General features: G+C 35.0%; 20 protein-coding genes. 8 read left to right on the top strand and 12 right to left on the bottom strand.

The genetic code is table 11. The features are described 5' to 3' along the window. Positions 1-337 precede the first annotated feature (337 nt). The 4 genes from B0M43_RS13660 (at position 338) to B0M43_RS13645 (ending at position 4698) form a co-directional block, all read left to right on the top strand. Positions 338-559 carry a hypothetical protein gene (locus B0M43_RS13660; protein ID WP_078008883.1) on the top strand — a complete coding sequence of 74 codons (222 nt, stop codon included), beginning with the start codon at positions 338-340 and terminating at the stop codon, positions 557-559. A 591-nt stretch (positions 560-1150) separates the two neighbouring features. Next, positions 1151-2248, top strand: coding sequence for a YhcG family protein (locus B0M43_RS13655; protein ID WP_078008884.1), 1098 nt, complete (start codon positions 1151-1153; stop codon positions 2246-2248). A 638-nt stretch (positions 2249-2886) separates the two neighbouring features. Next, positions 2887-3129, top strand: a complete 243-nt coding sequence (locus B0M43_RS13650; protein ID WP_078008886.1) for a hypothetical protein — start codon at positions 2887-2889, stop codon at positions 3127-3129. 684 nt (positions 3130-3813) lie between these two features. Beyond that, positions 3814-4698, top strand: a complete 885-nt coding sequence (locus B0M43_RS13645; RefSeq protein WP_078008887.1) for a GNAT family N-acetyltransferase — start codon at positions 3814-3816, stop codon at positions 4696-4698. A gap of 148 nt (positions 4699-4846) precedes the next feature. Here B0M43_RS13645 and B0M43_RS13640 read toward each other — a convergent pair whose 3' ends face one another. The 9 genes from B0M43_RS13640 to B0M43_RS13600 form a co-directional block, all read right to left on the bottom strand. Next, positions 4847-5236, bottom strand: a complete 390-nt coding sequence (locus tag B0M43_RS13640) for a ribonuclease E inhibitor RraB (RefSeq protein ID WP_078008888.1) — start codon at positions 5234-5236, stop codon at positions 4847-4849. A gap of 173 nt (positions 5237-5409) precedes the next feature. Then, a complete protein-coding gene (locus B0M43_RS13635) occupies positions 5410-5577 on the bottom strand; it encodes a beta-lactamase family protein (RefSeq protein ID WP_246860117.1) in 168 nt (55 codons plus the stop codon). A 282-nt stretch (positions 5578-5859) separates the two neighbouring features. After that, on the bottom strand, positions 5860-7272 hold the full coding sequence (locus B0M43_RS13630) for a hypothetical protein (protein ID WP_078008889.1): 1413 nt from the start codon (positions 7270-7272) through the stop codon (positions 5860-5862). Between the two features lie 327 nt (positions 7273-7599). Beyond that, on the bottom strand, positions 7600-8568 hold the full coding sequence (locus tag B0M43_RS13625; protein WP_078008890.1) for a hypothetical protein: 969 nt from the start codon (positions 8566-8568) through the stop codon (positions 7600-7602). Positions 8569-8645: 77 nt separating this feature from the next. Beyond that, positions 8646-8912 (bottom strand): hypothetical protein, encoded by a 267-nt coding sequence (locus tag B0M43_RS13620; RefSeq protein ID WP_078008891.1) that lies wholly within the window; start codon positions 8910-8912, stop codon positions 8646-8648. Between the two features lie 440 nt (positions 8913-9352). Next, a complete protein-coding gene (locus B0M43_RS13615; protein WP_246860116.1) occupies positions 9353-10432 on the bottom strand; it encodes a serine hydrolase in 1080 nt (359 codons plus the stop codon). A gap of 54 nt (positions 10433-10486) precedes the next feature. Continuing rightward, complete coding sequence (locus B0M43_RS13610) at positions 10487-11014, bottom strand: hypothetical protein (protein WP_078008892.1); 528 nt, start codon at positions 11012-11014, stop codon at positions 10487-10489. Positions 11015-11236: 222 nt separating this feature from the next. Next, positions 11237-11947: a porin family protein gene (locus tag B0M43_RS13605; RefSeq protein ID WP_078008893.1), complete on the bottom strand. Its 711-nt coding sequence runs from the start codon at positions 11945-11947 to the stop codon at positions 11237-11239. An 89-nt stretch (positions 11948-12036) separates the two neighbouring features. Further along, positions 12037-13566 carry a S41 family peptidase gene (locus B0M43_RS13600; protein ID WP_078008894.1) on the bottom strand — a complete coding sequence of 510 codons (1530 nt, stop codon included), beginning with the start codon at positions 13564-13566 and terminating at the stop codon, positions 12037-12039. Between the two features lie 738 nt (positions 13567-14304). Here B0M43_RS13600 and B0M43_RS24445 point away from each other — a divergent pair. The 4 genes from B0M43_RS24445 to B0M43_RS24440 all read left to right on the top strand — a co-directional run bounded on the left by B0M43_RS24445 (position 14305) and on the right by B0M43_RS24440 (position 16444). Continuing rightward, positions 14305-14907 carry a sensor histidine kinase gene (locus tag B0M43_RS24445; RefSeq protein WP_168199944.1) on the top strand — a complete coding sequence of 201 codons (603 nt, stop codon included), beginning with the start codon at positions 14305-14307 and terminating at the stop codon, positions 14905-14907. A 71-nt stretch (positions 14908-14978) separates the two neighbouring features. Continuing rightward, positions 14979-15677, top strand: a complete 699-nt coding sequence (locus tag B0M43_RS13590) for a LytTR family DNA-binding domain-containing protein (protein ID WP_078008896.1) — start codon at positions 14979-14981, stop codon at positions 15675-15677. Positions 15678-16046: 369 nt separating this feature from the next. Then, positions 16047-16304 carry a hypothetical protein gene (locus B0M43_RS24745; protein WP_246860115.1) on the top strand — a complete coding sequence of 86 codons (258 nt, stop codon included), beginning with the start codon at positions 16047-16049 and terminating at the stop codon, positions 16302-16304. A gap of 2 nt (positions 16305-16306) precedes the next feature. Continuing rightward, the gene (locus tag B0M43_RS24440) at positions 16307-16444 is read left to right on the top strand and encodes a hypothetical protein (protein WP_168199943.1); all 138 of its coding nucleotides are present in this window, start codon (positions 16307-16309) and stop codon (positions 16442-16444) included. A 298-nt stretch (positions 16445-16742) separates the two neighbouring features. On the opposite strand, the gene B0M43_RS13580 is transcribed toward B0M43_RS24440, so the two are convergent. Genes B0M43_RS13580 through B0M43_RS13570 form a run of 3 tightly spaced genes read right to left on the bottom strand, consistent with a single transcriptional unit; the run spans position 16743 to position 20598 of the window. Further along, positions 16743-18344 (bottom strand): serine hydrolase, encoded by a 1602-nt coding sequence (locus tag B0M43_RS13580; RefSeq protein WP_078008897.1) that lies wholly within the window; start codon positions 18342-18344, stop codon positions 16743-16745. 15 nt (positions 18345-18359) lie between these two features. After that, on the bottom strand, positions 18360-19049 hold the full coding sequence (locus tag B0M43_RS13575) for a LytTR family DNA-binding domain-containing protein (RefSeq protein WP_078008898.1): 690 nt from the start codon (positions 19047-19049) through the stop codon (positions 18360-18362). Further along, on the bottom strand, positions 19042-20598 hold the full coding sequence (locus B0M43_RS13570; protein ID WP_168199942.1) for a sensor histidine kinase: 1557 nt from the start codon (positions 20596-20598) through the stop codon (positions 19042-19044). Before B0M43_RS13570 ends, B0M43_RS13575 begins: the two co-directional genes overlap by 8 nt. Positions 20599-20696 lie beyond the last annotated feature (98 nt).

The following is a 20696-nucleotide window of genomic DNA, read 5'->3' as shown; positions in this document are numbered from 1 at the left end:
AAAAGCTCCAAAAAATAATATAAATCCTAAAAATAATATTACATACAAGTCTGATAACAAAGCACAAACCCGGACAAGCTCTGCCATACCGCCCAACCTGCCCCGTACCCTTCTTTAAAAAAACCACAGCAATAATCAAATCCAAAAAATAAAACAAAAAATTACCATACAACCAAAAATTACGATCATGAAGACCGTAATTCCCAAAACCAAATCAAAGCCCCAAACGCGCAGCCAAAAACACCCAGCCCCTATGACCCGCAGAACCCTTATAAGGAACCCCAAAGCGGCCCCAAAGACATAACCGGGAAGGACATAGAGAAGGACCTTATAGAGAATGACCCCTTTAAAGGGACCTCAAACGGATAGGAATACCCAAAAGAGCAATGAGGCTGAAAATGATTCCTTTGAAACGATTGAACCCGAAAAGGATAATCGGGTACAGAGGGAATTCGAAATTGAGGAAATAGAAAATGACGAGCTTCAGGAAGATGAACTCACAAGGGATGAAACACGTCGTGGTGTGCATAATAATAAGCATTCCCAGCGAAAATTTTAATCTACCCCGATTTGATACCTATAAAAAAAACTGAAAGGCCCGGCCTTGCTTTGGCTTATGGACACGGACTAACTTTGCTCCTGAAATAAGACAAGAGCGTACAGGGTCTTTGATAAAAAGAAAAGGGAAGCAATTGAGATACTTATGGATAACAGCAATAGGTAAGAAAAGCAGTGATCTCGCGTGTAAATTCCAAAAGATGGTCCACTAGATTAAGGCCACTGGCATATTAGCTCTGTAGAAAAAACTTTAAAAACCTACAGGCAATCTGCTGATTTTTAACTATAGTAAACAGCAGCAGGACAAGCAAAATAACTGATTCACAGCTATTGCTGCACAGCTAAAAGATTTAGTATATTATTGTTATATTCGCTTTAAAAAAATTACTAATAGAACAAAATCAGCTAAAAAAAGTCACATTGGTTTTATTTTTGACTGATCTCTATTAGTTATTGGCAACATAAAGCGCAACTTCATGAAATTAGACATTGGTCTTGAATAATGAAATAATCGTTTTCTATAAATCAGTTATAGAAAACAATATGAAGCCTAAAGGAGAAAAAGAACAAAACTAGTTAAAGAGGTAATAATATGAACTTTGAACAATTAATTCAGCAAATAGAAACTGTACATATTGAAACACAAAAAATTGCTGTCCAACAGGTAAACAGTTTCCTCACGATCAGAAATATCTTAATTGGATTTTACATTATAGAATTTGAGCAAAATGGATTAGACCGGGCTGATTATGGGTCTAATACCATTAAGTTAATTGCTCAAAGGCTGAAACATATTAAAGGTCTTTCCGTTGCGCAATTGTATCGATTTAGAGATTTGTACAATACCTATCCACAGATTTTCTCGGCAGTGCTGATAAAATTGGAAGGTACAGCGGTGATCAGTAATAACATTTTCTCGACGGTGTCGAGAAAATTAGATTTGGCAAAAGAAAACGAACTTTCATTTGAGCCCGAACTGCTATTAACCCGTTTGAGTTTTTCTCATTTTGTAGAATTATTAAATGCTGAGAGTCAATTAAAACGTTCTTTTTATGAGGTGCAAGCCGTTAAAAACAATTGGAGTGCCAGAGAATTAGGCAGAGCTATGAATACCATGCTATTTGAAAGGATAGGCTTGTCGAAAGACAAAGAACAGGTACTGAAAAACTTTAAAACCGATACTGTTTTTTCAGTTGATCAGGTGGTCAAAAATCCTTATTTCCTTGAATTTATTGGACTTGAAGAGAAGAATACCTATAGCGAAACCCAGTTAGAAACTGCTATTATAAATCATTTACAGGATTTCTTAACCGAACTCGGTAGAGGGTTTTGTTTTGAAGCAAGACAAAAAAGAATCACATTTGACAATAAACACCTTAAAATTGACTTGGTTTTTTATCATCGAATACTAAAATGCCACGTACTAATTGACTTAAAAATTGGAGCCTTTGACCATGCCGATGCCGGACAGATGAATGTGTATCTTAACTATTTCCGAAAAAATGAAATGACCGACGGAGACAATCCCCCAGTAGGAATAATTTTATGTGCCAATAAAAACGAAGCTCTCGTTGAATATGCCACAACAGGATTAACAAACGAAATTTTTGTATCAAAATACCAAGTACAATTGCCTAGTAAAGAAGTATTAGAAACATTCATCAAAAATGAATTAAAGAACAATTCATAGTTTTGAAATAGAAATACCATTAATTATACTTAATCCAAACTAATTTTTATCCAAAAATGTTTCTTAAAAAAAATAGTTTGGGTTATTGTTCTATTAATATCTCTACACCTTTTGAACACCTCTACCCTTATAACCCCTACAAAAAAAGACAAGTTTACTATTACATCGACATCTTTGAAATTATAAAAAAAGAAAAGACTTAAATATAAAAGTTTTGTCAACGACTTATGAAATTATTATTGAAAAACCAAAAGCCAAACATAAAATGGATTCAATTTTTTTAGCCCCGATAGAAGTGAAAATCCTTTTTTGCCGGGGTTCGGCACAAAAGATTACTTCACTATACTTTTATTTTATTGGAGTTCAGTGAACTTCGTTTGAAGCGCATAGCGGGAATAGCTCATAAAAAAGAATATTAACAAACTAAAGCATACCTGAACTGGCAAGAATCCTGTAAAAATAACCACAGTTTTATCCTCATCTCCACTATATGTGCCTAAAAAATAAAACATCCCCTGCACCGCCAATTCCATGAAGATCAGACTCCTTTAAAAAAACAACCACAAACCAGACAAATTCTTCATCAGTAAACCCCCTCACCCCTTGCTCTCTCTGCAATTTTTACCTATTTTTGCCCCATGACCCCAGATGAAATAAAACGCTATTTTGAAGCTACTCCCCCGCCTGAGGAAGTGGAGTTAAAGCCATGGGCTAAAATCACAGATTCCCAGCTTTTCCTCAAAAGCTGTTTCCTTACTATATACCATTATAAGGGAGACCTTGAGATGTGCCCTGCGTGGTGGCATTTAAAAGAGTTTTACGTGCTGGTCAGACGCATGGCACAGGAAGCCAAAAGCGAAAAGCCAACGGAAGAATCTTAAGATGGAGCACGTTTAGGCGCCTCTTTATGCTTACAACAGTGATGGACCTACCCTGGTCCAGATTCCCCGGCAATTCCTGATACTGGATCAATCCTGGTCTAAAACTAAATCAACTGATTTTAAGCTATAGTAAAAACAGCAGCAATACAAGTAAACTAACTTATTCAGAGCTATTGCTGCGCAACTAAGAGATTTACTATATTATTTATTCGCTAAAAAGCTTACTAACTGCACAAAGCAAGCTAAAAAAGTCGTATCGGTGCCGTTTTATGGCTGGTATAAATTAGTTAGCATTACTACTAAAGGAATGAACGACGAAATAACATATAGAACTGAACAGTATCTTGAACTGGATACAAATTATGCTATAATAATAAATGGCGATTATGGTATTGGAAAAACTCATTACATAAAGAATCAAACTTCCCTGAGTAAGGTATTGATCTCTTTAGACAAAAGCTGAAAATTCGATAAAATATACAAGGAAAATGAGAAAAGACTAATAAACTCTCGCTAGTAAGGAACTGTTGTACAACAACATTTTTTTGCAAAATCGGACATACTTTGAATAATTCAACAAAAATCAAAATGAGATAGCATTAACACTAAGTTTTAATCCAACCACTTTTTCAATCCCCATAAATGGAGTATATTTACAAAAAACAGGTTCAAAAAAATTAGCCAATGTTGATTTTTACGCCAACATATCTTAGCAGTAATTTCATGACTACCTTTCAAACATTAGAGAACATTGCGATCGAAGAACTTTTAGAAGTTTTCAATTTATCATTCTCAGACTACATAGTGCCGTTTTACCTGACAAAAGAACAACTCGAAGATAAAATAAAAAGCGACAGTATCAAGCTTGAATTTTCCGTAGGCGCTTTCCAGGATAATCAATTAATTGCTTTCATACTTCACGGATATGACCTTGTTGACCAATTGAAAATTGCTTATAATGCAGCAACAGGTGTAATTCCAACAAAAAGGGGAGCTAAATTAACCCAAAAAATGTACCAACATGCTTTACCCATTTTGCAGGGAAATGATATTGACAAGTTGTTGCTTGAAGTGATAACCACAAATGAGCGTGCAATAAAAACCTATAAGAACATAGGGTTCAAAACTATCCGGGAATTGAATTGTTATAAGGGAGCAATCAATATAACCAATAGAAAAAATGATTTTGAAATTCGCAGATTGGAAGCGTATAATTGGCCAGAGCTTCAATCCTTTTGGGACTTAAAACCATCGTGGCAAAATTCGATTACACCCCTTGAAAAACTGAAAAACTTCAATATCTCTCTGGGAATATATGATAATGAAAAATTGTTAGGATACACGATTTTTAATCCCAAACTAAAAAGAGTTCACCAACTTTCAGTTGACAAAAATCACAGAGCAAAAGGAGCTGGCCGGCAACTTTTAGAACACATCGCAAAAAATTATGGAAAGGATGTTTCTGCTACAAATATTGAAAATACGTCGAAAGAAACACTACATTTCATGAAAACCATAGGAATGAATATTTTCATTAAACAATATGAAATGGAATTTCCTTTGAAGTAAAAACCAGCGCTTACTGATCGCTGCAGCACATCCAAACCAAGTTTCCAGTACCGTAAAGACAGCCCCTATTATAGTAAGACAATCAAGCTCTAATGCCCTTTAAGTGTCTTGGGATTTATTCCCCATGACAGCCAATTACAACACAAAATCATAAGTCATTAGTAACCAACTGCTTTTGTTTTTTTTTTAGTCCCCAGCTAATAAATTTACAATCACAACCTAATCCTAAATTACACATATGAGTAGTCCATTCATTTAGATTCTCATTGCTAAATTTTATCCCTATAGATGTTCCATCCAATACAAACTCATTTTTTGAAGATTCTTCTACAACATCCATTTCATATCCTTTCGAAATCAGATACTTCGCCAATTTCTCCAATTTCAGGGAATCGTCAGAATATAAATAGAAATTAAGCTGAACTTCCTCAAATTCTATATTACCTTTACCGATTAAAATCGAAAAGGTGTGCTTATTCATCTTCTTCTGTTCAACAATATTTTCGTTGTTGCTTTCTTCTGTAGTATATTGACTCATTTTTTAATTATTCTAAAATATAGGCAGGTTTTTTATTCCCGATACTTAACGTTTTTTACTGCAATATCTAATATTTAGAACATAGAAACCGTGCATTGTTCTATCATCAGCTTATATTAAGAAATCATCTAATATCAATTTACCGAGTTCTTGTGCTTTAAGAATCGTGATTCCTAAAAGGTTTTAGAAACCGATGCTATGTTCTGAACAATATTTTCATCATATTTCAGTTTGGTTCTAAAATCTGTGATGCCGAAACCATTTTGGTACAAAACGCCCTTATCGTTCACCAGTGCTACACCAAATCCATTAAAACAAGTCGTTTTACTTAGTTGCGTCAATTTTTGCCAAGTTCATCCTGAGTATCCAAAAACTCCTTGGACTGCTCATTTTTTGAAGTACATCCGGTAAAAGACAAGCATCAATGTTATTAATAATCTCATCATAAAATGTTTTTGTTATTATTTCTATTTTAATAGAAATATACTAATGAAGCCATTTGCTATATCTTTTCCCTTCAGCTTTTTAGCCATTTCGCAATTAGATTAGATAATTTTTCCGCTTCTATTATCTGATCGTGATTTATTGGCCTGTTCTCCCCATAACGAGATAAACGCTTTGGCTTATTGCGTTAAATAATTATAGATTTCACTATTTTTTATTTGCTGTTGATATTCTTTTATAGGTTTAGCACTAAGTGGATAAAAAAAAACTTCTTTATTTTTAAATATAAAAGTAAGGCTGTAGCCATTCTTACCAGGCTTTATTGTTTTCGTTGCACTGTCTAAATCAACTGCAAATTGCCTTTTCTCTTCTTTTTGGTCCAAGAGATACGACTTCAGGTCTTTTGTGGCCAATGCCTCATTGTTTTGGCTATCAATGATCAAACCCAATAAATACCCATAAGCTTCATCCTTTCTTCCTGCTTTATAACATGATTTTGAAAGATCATAGATTATGCGTTCCATATCTTTTATAAACGTTGTACCGCTTGATACTTCGTAAGGAAAATCAAATGCCGCTTTTTTATAAAAACCAATTGCCTGGTCATAATCACCTTGCGAGAAATAATAATCTGCCAGGGCATGAGCTGACAAATGCTGTATGTTTAAGAGTTCGTTTTTTTCAAACTCGTCTTTCTTTTTGAATGTCGAAAAGTCTAAGGTTAAAAAGTAATTGAACTGTGGAGCATACTCTTTCAAGTTAAACCGGGTGATCTTGGTGTCTAACTTTTCTATATTTCTTTGTAATTCCTGATTAGATTTAAATGGCTCTTTCAAGACTAGTTCTTTCAATAATTCACCAATATCATCAGTTCTCAAGTCATGAAACAAGGGAGACTTTTCCTTTTCTTCTTTTTCGTTTTCAACTCTTGTTATCCGCCTTTTCTCCATATCATCAACGGAATTTTTTATATTGAAAATATCCCTGCCAGAAATATTGATCTTAAAGGCATACATAATAATCCGGGGACTCGCGAAGGTTTTATATTTGTCATCTATACTGACCACAAACATCCAATCCTCATCTCCGCGAACAAAGGATAGCGTATTTGGTTCACTTATAATGAATTCAGAAGAATTTTGTGTAAAAATCCCCTCTGTTTTCGGTGTGTCAGACAACAGTTGCCTAAATAACTTTGTACTGCCTACTTCTTCCATCTTATAGAGATACTTTTGAACATATTCTTTCATATCATCGGTTACACCTCCGGTTGTTTTTGATCGAACTGCCGAAATATTAATCTTATTGTTGTCGAAAGTATATTTTGCGGGATAAACAACAAGTCCGGAACTTGGTTCTGAAAGCACAATAGCAACACCAACATTGTCTTTTGATAGATTGGCAAGACTTAACTTTTCAGATTTTCCAAAGCCTGTAGATATCGCATATAGGAACTTATAATTTGGATCATTAAACGAGTACGCTTTTTCAGCAGTTTTAACCTTGCTTTGTATGTTCCAGTATGTTTCCTGTGCCAATGCCGGGTTGAATATTGAAATTAAAAGGAAATTAAACAGGAGTATTTTTTTCATTGTGCAGGTGTTAGATGATTTTGATGCCTAATAGGACTTTTGATAAGTTGCCCGATATTAAATAAATCTGTTAGCAATAAATCGGTACTCGATGTTAATTTAAATACTTTGAAATTGTATGACCAAAACAGTAAATTTGAAATGCCAATTGGGATTTATAAATCAAAAAGTAATCAATTCATTCAGCCTCGAAAGTCTTTTTTGCTTTAGCATTCAACATGAACCCGCCATTGACAGTTTATTACCACTAACAGGGAATCCACAAATAATACTATCAGCAACAGAGCAGCTAAATTACATGACAGCTTCACATTTAATCCGATCATATTATCGTATAGGGGTCAGTTTATTACTGCCCGCTTTTTTATGAAGCAGGAAAGAAACCTGGATATCATCATCCTCGGTCTGAGCTTGAATAGCAGACAGGTAATCTTTATACATTTCACTTGTTGGCTGCAATGCAAGCACTTTTCCATCAGCATATAAGACCATCTTAAAATCGTTCAGCGGTAGAATCTCCCTTTTCTCCAGCACTGTGCCACCCATTTCATCCCAGCGTTCTTTGGAATCTGCGGGAGTATGCCAGTAAAAGACCTTGGCAAGCTCCAATTCCTTATCATACATGAGTGACGCGTAAGCATTCAAATCTTTTCTTATCAGCACATTTCTGAAATCGTTATAAGCTGCAATCGCTTCTTTGAGTAATTTGTCCTGATTCTCCTTACCCAAGTCTTTGGAATTTTCCCATCCTTCTACGTGATAAGGGACTTCTGTATCAAAGGAACCCGTAAATTCAAAAAACTTTTGCCCGCTGCCCACGAATTTTTCTGTTCCGGACTTATAGGAGGTAGTGAATTCAAAAACCTGTTTTGGATTATCTGTAGTTCCATCGGTGGCGTGATGAATCACTTTGATCTTAAACCTGGTACCATCCACCAGTGTCGGCGACCAGCTCTGGTCTGAAAGCTGGGGGGGAAACAAACGTATGACGATCTCCTGTTTTCCGCTGTTCAATATATGATCATTGATCGGAATACGTTGTTCATTGGCACTACCGAACATCAAGTAGCGATGCACGGGCAGGCCATTGATTAAAATCTCATAACCACAGGCATCCTGACTGAATTCTACCTCATATAATGGGTTGTAATCGTATGTCTTTACCTGTTTATAAATATCCAGCATCTTCTGGCCCATCTTTTGGTTAGTTTTAATAGTTGTTGCTGACGATTGTTTCTGCTGACATGAAGCCAGACTAAACAGCAATAATAAGGTTGATAAAATTTGTTTTCTCATGTTTCATGTTTTTTTCAAAAGCAATAGCTAAAAATGCCCCCTTATTCCTTGATCTTATATGCAGGGCTGGTTAATTCTTAATTTTTTCTGGCTAAAAAACGTTGGTGGTTTTTCTTTAGGTTTTCATCGAATTCCCTGTTGATGAACTCATCATTGATATCTCCATCGCCATTTTTATATTGCCGGCCAATTTCCTTTTCTCCGGCCGTAGCAAGCTGCTCCAGCGTAGTAGCAACAAAACTTCCGTTTTCCGTTTTTCCTGGAATTACCAGATTGGGCAATGATTCCAGGTAGATGTTTCCTTTTCCTTCGTCCTTGCTTGCATACAGGACCTGTACAATCAACTGTTGCCAGTGGATCCTTAGCCTGATTGAGCAACAACAGATATCCTTTATCTTTGCTGCTGTTCAGAAAAACCTGTTCATCGATTTTCCATTTACTGGTTCTAAGGAACTGGACACCTTCAATGCCTTCAGAGAGCCATAAACTGAGCATCTGGCGGGTTGCAACTTTTGCTTCCTTCTGTACTGTCGGATCCATTTTACTTGTTTCTTCAGCACTTATTTTCTTGCAGCTGCTAGCTGTGCCATACAGCAGCAAAAAGGATATGCAGATTAAGATAATGCGTCTAGTCATATTATTTTAGTAAAATGGAACCTTGCTGATACAGTTTAAGTCTTTACAATAAATGATAAAAAATCCGCCATTTTTTTCTATTTTCATACTCACTGTGCCTGTGATTTGGCACGTCCCGAACCTAAGGAAAAAATCGAATTTGATAGATTTATTTCTCCATTAAATTGCTGCTCATCACTATTTTTCTTATTTCCTTTTCAAAATAGTAATGAAGGCTTTCATCATCACTATACTGGTTTTCCAATACAATCAGATCTACAGCTCTTTCAGGAAAATAAATTTTAAGTGATGCAAAGCCCAGCCCTTTTCCCGGATGACCTATATATTTGATTGGTGTTTTGTCACTGATGTAAAGGCCGTAGCCGTATCCAATTTTTTCCTTGCCAAAAGCTTCGTGCTGTGCAGTAATAGTATAATTGGTCATCAGTTTGTAGGTCTTTGGTTTTAAGATTTCTCCATTATGAAGTTTTGTATCCCATCTATTTAAGTCTTCTAAATTTGAAACAATTCCCCCAGCGGGAATGAACCCGACCCAATCTTTTCCCTGAATAGGATGTTCTCTCAATCTAAATATATTGTTTGAGCTTGTATAGCCGTTAACCAGTCTATTTTGCATTTTATTTTCTTCATAGCAAAAACTATTGTTCATACCCAGTTCTTTAAACAGCCTGTTTGCCGCATCAACATATTTTCTGCCGGTTACTTTCTCAAGAATATTTCCAAGCAAGGTGTAAGCGACCACATTGTATAAAAAGTCTGTTCCGGGTTTAAAACTCAAAGGCCTATCAATAGCTGTCACTCCGGACGAAAAATTGAGCAGTTGATCCACCGTTACCGAGTCTGCCCAGGCTTGCTGTATTTCTGGCAGATATTTTTTTATTGGACTTTGAAGATCTATTTTCCCTTTTTCTGCTTCCCTTAAAATTAAGACGGCCGTAATTTGTTTACTGTTTGACTGAATCCGGAACTTGTCTTTAATTTCCAATGGTATTTTGTTTTCAAAATCTGAATAACCAAAGGCCCTTGAATATTTTGTTTTAGCATTTTGAGTGATCAGAATAACGCCATTAAAACTTCTTGGACTTGTTGTTTGTATCAAGCTGTCAATTTTAGCAGTATAATCGTCCTTTTGCTGACCATAACTAGTACAACAAATTAATAGTATATAAAAAATAAGCTTTAAAAACCTAAATGGATTTGTCATTGATATTTTATCTTTTTTAGTCATTCACGCCTTTAATTTGTAATAATTCCCGGGAAGCTGTTGTAGGATTAATATGGTCTATTTGACAATTTTGCCGTTTATTTTGATATGTGACCATTTCTCAGCCAGACCTTGTCCTTTGATATAACTTATTTGATGAGGATGGCCTTTAATGTTTGGATGGTGGATCATATCGAAAGAAAAAGTTATTTTTTCATCAGTCTTATTAATTATGGTAACTTTATAATCATTGATAGTCTTGTCATTAAGGGTAAAAAAGCTCTCTTTAACCTTGCCATCGAACTTGGCGTGGATGTATTCCCTGGCTGGCTCTGACGGCCAGGATTCTATCAATTGGTTGTGCTCATCAATCCTAAGATAGGATGTTGATGCCGCGTCGCCGCCAATTAGTGAATAAAATTTAAAATATAGCTTGCCATTAATTGTAAGAGTATCTTGTATTTCTGTATAGTTTTGTGCGTTCTTCTTCCAGTAATTTCCAATTTGCATTGGTAAGAAAGATTGAGATGAATCATTGGTTTTATTGTTTGTGCAGCCCACAAAAAACAACGACAGCAATAGTAATTTAAGAAAGAAATTTTTCATAGTATTTTATTTAAGTTGTGAAATAATCTGATATCAGATTATAATTTTGAGTTGATAGCTGCAATGCTTTGATATGTCAGAGTAAATGAATTGGGATTGCTTAAAAATGAATAATTTATTTTATACAGACCCGTTGTCAAACATACATATTAAAAAATAGCTCTTTCTGATTTATAAAGGATTTTTGCCAGCCCAAACCGATTGACGCAGTACTTTCCCTAATTACAATCTATATCCGAAAGAAACCTGGAGATTGTTATTTTTGTATTTTAGGCCCGAAGCGTTTTCGTTTACCGCAATGTTTCTCAAACCCTTTTCGTATCCTACGCCTAGAATAAATTTATGATACTCAAAGTCTATATTGGCACCTGCTCCAATATCAAATCGCTTTAATGTAGTCCCGTGCAGCCAATCTCTGCTTTGGTCATAAACACCATTACCAAATGTGTTCCATTCTCTTTGAGTAATTCCCTCACTCCAAGACCCGCTATTTAGTTTCTGTGTTGTTTTCCCCCCGATGCCATATCCGAAATAAGGCCCTACACCGAATATGATTTTGAACTGATTTGTAACATTTAGTTTGTATGCACCATAAACAGGTAATGTGACATACGATTGATTAAATGTATGTGTATCGTCAATTGCAGAAGGTATATACTGGCTTTTATTAAGTTGATTTACTTTAGACCCTTTGGTTGAAAAATACAAACCGGATTGAACAAGGAACCTTTCTGAAAGTGAATATTCAAAAATTGCTCCTATATGATAACCGTTTCTTGAATCTGTATTGGCCGCATCATTAACTGTTGCATTTGAAGAGTTAAAACCAAATTTCACTCCAATTCGTAATGGTGAAGTTAAAGTTTGTGCTGATAATTTTAAATTAAAAAGCAATAAAACACTTATAACTATTAGATTCTGTAGATTAGTCATTTCTTAGTTTTTTTGGGTTGAATTTTAATGTTAGGGCGATCAGGCCCGCAATATTTATATAAAGTTGTGGCAGCATTTTTTTCTGCAATTTACTTGTTTTTCACCAACTTAAACACTTTTTCAATAGCCTGGTCGCCATCTTTCAACTTAATTGATAATTTTCTAATAAATTTATTTTCATCTTTTGGATATTTAATTTCTATATCTGGCGGAACGCCGATACGCTCATAGCATTCGCCCTTATAATTAACCTGAATTTCGTTAGAGAGATACAGATCCCAGCCATTAGGAAGCTTCTTTTCCAAGACATCGGATGTTATTCCCATTGTCCTTGAACCTATTCTCTTTATGTTATCAAACGGCATCGAAGCCATTACAAGTGACTCGGGAGCGCTTGATGTTTGGCGGCTAGTTAGTATATACAACGGCTTGGAAGAAGTTTTGTCCGATGGTTCGATAAAAAAAGCCTGGGGTTTGGTAAATCCGGTATATGTCCTGGCTTTTTTACTGAATACCATGCTCTTGGAATTGATAAAGTGTTTTAAAATCTCCAATGATACTACGTCATAACCTCCATAATTAAACCGCAGATCTAAAATTATAGCGTCCGTATTTTTAAATTTATCCACTATGGAATCCATGAGACATTTAATTCCTTTTACTTCATCTTCCTGATAACTTGGATTTTTTCTTGATTCCTTTAAATACGCAAATAAATAATCGTAACCTGATACATTGTCAGAAACTTTATAATCTGCGTAGAACAGCATATTGTTAACCTGGATGTAGCCTATATTGTTTTTAGTCATTCCATAATTTAAAAGTCCATTTCCGTGAAGGCTTCTGCCATATTTAAAGGGGTTTGCAACGTACCTTTTCAATATATTATCTTCCAGTTCAGCTATTGAAATAGCGCTGTCGGCAGTATCTTCTTCAATAGTGCCCATCCTTTTTTCATATGCCGCGGTTATTTCTTCTGCCGGCCTTACCGATGTGTGCTCATCATTTAATCTGTCGGTAATCTCCCTGAAAATTTCATAAAGCTGCAGTTCGCTTTTTATTAGTGAGACTTTGTCTTTATATTGGTTATAAATACCCTGCCAATCTAATTTTCTCTCTTGGAAAAAAGCATAATTCTCATTTAGGGTATGCCAAAAAACATCAAAGTTGAGTCTGAGGTCTTTTGATTGCACAGAGTCTGTTGTTAGTTTTTCTTTCGGAAACTCCTTAATCCGATGCAGATAGTAATTGGTGATGCCCAGTTTTATATGCAGCGAATCTTTATTGATCAGGCTAACGTTTCCCAAATGCAGGATCTCATTTCGTTTGTATTGTGAATGCAAAAGACAGGATATTTTAGTAATATCGTAAGTATTGACTTCACTGTCTGAAATCTCAATAATTCTTCCGTATCCGCTCATTTCCCAAATTCCGTTAATTGAATCTTTTGTATTGATTTGAGTGAACGCTAATTGGAAGCTTAGCAAAGCGAATGCTGAAAAAAGGAATGTTTTCATAGTCAGTTTATTTAAATGATAGTTTTTCCACTTTTTAATAGCGGCTACTACAATGCTAATTGGGTAAGCTTTTTCATGAATGCAGAGAGTATGTTTATCCATTAAAAAAATACGTTTTTATTTTAGTATAGAACTTAACAGTCCGGTCAGCAGAATAATGAGTTTGATCATTTTTGCTATTTTAAGCAAATATAATCACGTCTTTACTATATCGTTTTTTATGCAGATGAAGAACCTGTTTAAGCATACAAATAGTCTATTTTTAAATATTATTTCATTCGTATGCTGAAATGTTGTTTGTGGATGCTGAAAAATACTATTTATATTTCTTGCAGAACCTTATTTCTAAATTTTGTTACCTTGCGGTTAATTAAATACGTTATGAATTTTATCAAAAGAATTGACTTAAAAAGAACAACGCTTCATTGTTTATACTGGATCTTCTTTTTGCTGTTGTATTTTTCAGATAAAACTCATGATGAAGATTCTTCCACATTCATTTTTGTATATTCCTTTAAAATTACGGTACAGGCGGCGGCTGCCTATGGTTTGATTTATTGGATTATTCCGGAAACACTAAATAAAAAAAGACATTTCCTTTTCTTAATTTTGGCCTTAGGCTGGCTTTATATTGTTTTTGCTTTTTTAGAGATTTTAAAATGTTTTTATCTCGAACCCAAGTTCCCAACTTTCTTCAGTGACTGGCCAGGACATAATATGTCGGTTCCTGGACGCCTCACCTCGCTAACACTGATAGTAACAGAGTTTTCTTTTATCACATATCCCGTAATTATTTTAGGGTTCATCAGTTTTAGCCGCAAACAACAGCGTTTTTTAAAATTGGAGGAAGAAAAAAGGTCAATAGAATTAAAGGTGCTGAAAAACCAGCTGAATCCTCATTTCTTGTTTAACACTCTAAATAATCTATATGCCTTAACATTAAAAAAAGATGACAAGGCGCCTGAGGTAATCGCTAAATTATCCGAGATTTTAGACTTTGTTTTATATCGCTGCAATGAAGATTATGTTTCTATTGAAAAAGAAATTACACTGATTGAGAACTATATTGCTCTGGAAAAATTACGGTATAGCGAAAACAGATTGGATATCTTATTTACGAAAGATATTCAGCAAAGCAACAAAATTTCACCCTTGATTATATTGACCTTTATTGAAAACGCTTTCAAACATGGTGTAATCAATGAAACTAAAAAAGCCACAATCAGGTTGAATTTAGAAAGCAGACAAAAACAAATTATTTTTAGTATTGAAAACACAAAACCTCAAAATGGGTTTAACGGAATTTCAGACAAATCCAAGATTGGATTGGAAAATGTCACAAAACAATTGGATTTGTTATATCCAAAAAAACATCAATTGGAAATTGAAGAAACAGAGGGGTTTTATAGAGTCAAACTTTGTCTGAAAAATCAAAACGGGTAAGAAGTTAAGAAGATTGCCGAAAGACAATTCAAAACCATTAAATTAGATTTTTGAATTTCAAACTAACTCAAATGAAACACAAATGCATTATTATTGACGACGAACCTTTGGCAAGAGAATTAATTGCTTCACATTTAGCAAATTTTGAAAATTTTGAGTTAATAGATTCCTTTGAAAATGCATTAGAAGCATATACCTTTTTAGAGCATAATTCAGTCGATCTGGTATTTTTAGATATTGAAATGCCTTTGATGAAAGGAAATGATTTTCTGAAAAAACTACAAAATCCGCCTAAAGTAATTTTCACGACAGCTTATAGAGAATATGCAATTGAAGGTTATGAGCTCAATGTGATCGATTATCTTTTGAAGCCAATTACTTTTGACCGTTTTTTTGCCTCAATAGAAAAATTTAAGCAGTTTAAAATTCCCAATAAAGAAGTTAATGCGGTATCTGAAACTCATATTTTTGTAGCAAGCGGCAATAAAAACATTAAAATTATCTTTGATGAAATTATGTATATCGAAAGCCTTAAAGATTATATAACTATTCATTTGGAAAATGGAAAATCACATCATATAAAACAGAATATTTCGGTTTTTGAAAAATTATTGAATCACGGCTTTATTCGAATTCATCGCTCCTTCATTATTCAGACCAAAAAAATGACTGCTTACACTAAAAATGAAATTGAAATAAACTCCATAGAAATACCTATTGGATCCAGGTACAAGGAAAAATGGCTGAATCACTTAGAAACAATATTATAAATCCATCAGGAATTCATAGAAAGCAATAAAATCAAGAACCTATTAGTTATTAATAAACAAGGCAAAAGAAATTGAGATAGTTTTCATAGTGGATAATTTAATTGTTTAAATGCTATAATTGCTCGATTTTATAATTGGCAAATTAACAAACTCAATAGAAAACGTGATTACCGGAGATAGTTTTCAGACTGAAATTTCAATTCTCCAAAATTCTGATTTAAAGTCTTTAACAAAGAAAAATGGCTGGCTTTTTAATTGGAATGAAGAATTTAAAAATCCAATTAGAGATGTTTATAAACTTACAATTTTTGGAAATTCAAAAATAATTCAAGGTCTTATAACTTAGAAGTTAAGTCAGATCATGTCTATATGCATCTTGTTGAAAGTGCTCCATTCAATAAAGGACAATCAAAGGTTTATGCTGGTGTAGCTGGTAATCAAGTTGCTTATGCTTGTAAATTATCTTTTCAGCGCGGTCACGATGGAAATGTTTCTTTTCTTTCAAAATCACAATTAGTTGATCATTATGAAAAAACACATGGAGCATTCCATTTCGGTGGCAGAAATATGATAATTGAAACAAAATCAGCTTTGAAATTAATCAATAAATATTTTCAAAATAAATAATTATGAAAACTAAAAAATTAGATTTAGATATAGACAGTATTGGTGGACTAAGTTCTCTAACATTAGCTGAAGAAAAAGCTTTAAGCGATTTTTTTCAAAAGAAAAAACTAACAAAAAAGAAAACTGAGAAAAGAAATTAATACTTAAAAATTAGAACATACCATATCAGAAATGGTTTTGTCGCATCTGTCAGAATCAAATATAAGAATTTAAGTAATTTAAAAGTCAGCCTGCCAATTTACAGAATGATTTAAACATAGTTTTCGCTGGTTAAACGAAATGATTATTAGGGAAAGCAATTGATATCCCTGACACTCCACATATTACTAAAACCTCAGTATTTACTGAGGTTTTATTTTATAGTTTGACGGATTATCACACTTTGACGAATCAAGAACAGAACCTGGTGACTAAGCAAGGACTTGATAGTTAAATCACTTAATGATTTGAAATAATGTATTTTGGTTTTTTCGGATCAGTAATATCCAGTACTAAATCATAAGTCCCAGCGGTCACTTGTATATTTTCTCCGTCATTTTCTAATAGATTATCCGGACCATTATCTCCATAACTCTCGTTCCAGTCATTATTAAATCGAAATTTCATTTCTCCGGTTTTGAGCCTGACTCCCGATAGTTTCCAGATCATCTTGTTCACAGTATCTTGCGTCATTTTAATATCATTCCCATCCCATCCGTTATTTGTTGCCGTGCCAATTATGCCCCACGATGGAATAAATCGCTCTGCTTTTGTAATATCATTTCCTTGATGGATTATCATTTTGTACTGTTTATTTTCGTCTTTTTCAAAACCAAGGTAAATGTTGCCTTTAGGAGAATAAAAATAATCATTGGTCAAAGCCAGCAGTTCGAACTTTGGCCCGCCAGTTTTTTGCACAGCAAGCCTTCTGCCTGGAACACTTACGCGAATACTGCTATCTTTAAATTTATAGTATCCTCTATAACGCGATAATACTTCAGCATCTACAGTAATTTCTGTAGGGATTATATATGGTTTATCATATAGAACCTCAAGTAATTTGTCTGTAATTAACCTTGCATCATCAGACTCTGTATTACTTAGTACAACAATACATATGTCATTTTGCTGAATCATCACAAAATTGGTACGGAAACCTGCGCCACCACCGCTATGCCCAACAGTTTTCTTTCCATTAAACTCGGAAATCACCCAACCATAACCGTACCCGTTTTTATAAGGCGTAAACGCTTTTGTATACGAATCGGAGTTAAGCAATGTATTATTTTTGATGCCTTTGTAATAGTTGTACATGTCGCCAACCGTAGCATAGATAGCACCGGAGGCAAAAGGACCTGGAGAACTGTATACTTCCGCTTCTTTTTTTACGCTGTCCGCTAAAATCTCATAACCTGTGGTTCGGTGTTTGCTTACAAGTTTTATATAATCCAAACCTGCAGTTTTCATTTTCAGAGGCTCAAAAATATATTGCTTTAAAGCCTTTTCATAGGATTTCCCAGTAACTTTTTCAATAATGAATCCCAATAACCAATAGCCGGAATTGCTATAATTCCATTGCGTTCCAGGGGGAAAATCGAGGGGTTTGGTCTTAAGGAAATCTACAAAAGTTTTTTCACGCATATTGGGCATATTATTTCCACGTGTGTAATCATAAATTCCCGAGGTATGTGTAAGAAGATTTTCGATAGTAATCGCATTTCCTTCAGGAAATCCAGGGTAATATTTTTCAAGTTTATCCGAAACATTAATCTTCCCTTCCTCGGCAAGTTTCAAAATCAGCGTTGATGTAAAGGTTTTGGTGATAGAATACAGCTCGAAAATATCATTGTTCGAAAGCCGTTCCCCTTTTTTGTAGTTTTTTATTCCATACCCTTTTTGAAGTAAGATCTTACCCTCTTTGGCTATCAGGACTGCTCCGTTAAACTGGCCGACACTGGCATAGCCGGAAACCAGTTCATCTAATTTTTTGCGCGTTGATTTTTGGCCATAAGAAGCCACCGCCAGCCCAAGAGCCAGCGAAAATAGCAATGCTTTTTTCATGCTTTTTACTTTTGGTTATGTTAATTTTTCAAGGAAAGCCCTGTAAGCGGAGCCTATAGGAAGTTCGAATGTATCGATCCAAACGCTTTTCCTGTCGATTTTTTTAATATGCTTTCTCGCCGCGATATACGACCGGTGGATTCGTATAAAACTTCTTTGTGGAAGCAGCGCTTCGGCTTCTGCCATAGTAAGTCTGGAAGCTATTTTTTTATTTCTGGTTACAAAAACCACGTAATTGCCTCCGCCTTCTGCATACAATATCTCTTCGATGTCTACCTGGATTTTTTCGTACCCGCTTTTAATGAAAATTGAAGATAGTTTAGATGGCAACCCCAATTTTGCCTTCCGCAATTCCATTTGATCATACGCTTTGTTACAGGCCTTGAGAAAGCGAATCAGCGAAAACGGTTTGAGTAGATAATCAATTGTATTCAGTTCAAAGCTTTCCACAGCGTGCTCGGCATAGCCAGTAGTAAAAATAACCATCGGCGGATTTGGCAACGATCTGATAAAATCGATACCCGAGATATCTGGCATTTTAATATCAAGGAAAAGAAGGTCTACGCTTTCGGTTTGCATAAAACGGTTGGCTTCAAACGCATCAGAATAGTAGCCTACGATTTCTACAAACGTTACTTTTTCACTCAGGCTGCGTATGACTTCCAGCGCCATCGGTTCGTCATCTATCACAATTGCTTTAAGCATGATTTTGGAGTTTTAAATTAATGGTAAGCCTAGTAGTAAATTCTTCTGTGCCTGAGGTTATAATAAGCGAATGACTTCCGGGATAAATCAATTCCAGACGTTGCCGTACGTTTTGGAGGCCAATCCCTGAATTGTATTTTTCGGTATCTGATAAACCTTCAATGTGAATGCTGTTTCTCACCTCGAAAACAATTTCATTCTCACTACATTGGAGTTCAATATTGATCCACGATCTATTTATAAGGCTTATGCCATGTTTAAAGGCATTCTCAACAAAAGGCACTAACAACATTGGGGCTATAATTCCATTACACTGTATACAATCTAGATTGTGTTCAATTTCTAGATTAGGCGATGCCTGGATTCGCAATTTTTGGAATTCAATATAGTTGTTGAGATATGCTACTTCTTTTTCCATTACTGTAAATTCATGATTATTTTCGTGCAACACGAACCGCATCATGTCGCCAAGACGCTGTATGCCTTCAGCTGTATTTTCGGCCTTTTCAAACAATGCCGTTCCATATAGTGTATTCAAGGCATTAAATAAAAAATGCGGATTAATTTGCGATCGCAAAAATTTGAGATCTGCTCCCGATTTTGCTACCTGGCTTTCCAAACGTTTCAACTGCCTGATTTTGTCTCCCCGTTGCCGATACAGCAGCAAGCTAATAGGTGTCACAACCAAAAGAAGAAACATAGAAAACAATAAAAGGTAAATCGCTTTTTCCATCGCTCCAGCGGATAAAAACTGGCAGGGTAACGATAAAACTAAAATAGACGGAAGCAGCTGCATCAATGCTTTCCTGCGGAAAAATGAATTATCGCAAACGGAAGGAAAAAACCAAAAGGTTAGATAAAACCAAAAAAATAGTATTGGAGTTACGATTGCCACATAGCTGGTGAAATATCGACTGTCAGGATTTATAAGTAAGAGCGTGAGCAAATATAAAAAAGCCAGCGGTGTAGCAGAATTGCTGACAAGCACACGAAATTCACGATTGTCGCCAGTCCTTCCTATAAAAGCTATCGTAACTTCCCGGATAATAGCTAAAAGTGTAAGCACACCGATCAAAACGAGAGCCCGTGACAAGCCAAAAAACGGATCAGCTAATGGGTGGTCATTATAACCCATCATAGCCAGGCCTCTGTAACCGCTATAGTTGCTTAAATGTGGCAAGGCAACATATGAAATTACGTTTGTAAAAATTGCCAGGACAGCACTGATTAATGAAAATAATAAGATTGGTTTGGCTATTGTTGGCATCGACATCTTATCAAGATCTGGAAACGAAATCTTTCTTAGCGAAGGAATCAAAACCAAATTGACTAGCACATAACAAATCAAAAATAAAACAATGGCTGCAATTTTTGGAAGCAATTCGTTTCTCCAAAAAACAAAGGAACGCCCTGAATCCATAAAAAGCTTATGAAGTTCGGGATATACTGGCATATCAGTATTGCATACTTTCAACAACAGACTCGTAATTCCGAATGCACCCCATAGTGCAACAAATATTATTTCATGCTCTCGCCACCTTATCTTCATTTTGTAGTTGTTTTGAGCAAATATAAAACAGTTTAATATAGTCATATAAAAAATGTGACAGAAGTGTTTATAAATGTGATGAATAGTGAAATTAAGTC

The sequence above is a fragment of the Flavobacterium sp. KBS0721 genome, from assembly GCF_002007065.3.
GTDB classification, from domain to species: Bacteria; Bacteroidota; Bacteroidia; order Flavobacteriales; family Flavobacteriaceae; genus Flavobacterium; species Flavobacterium piscis.
The sequence above is the reverse complement of the archived record's forward strand: the minus strand, read 5'-3'. Positions and strand labels throughout refer to the sequence as shown.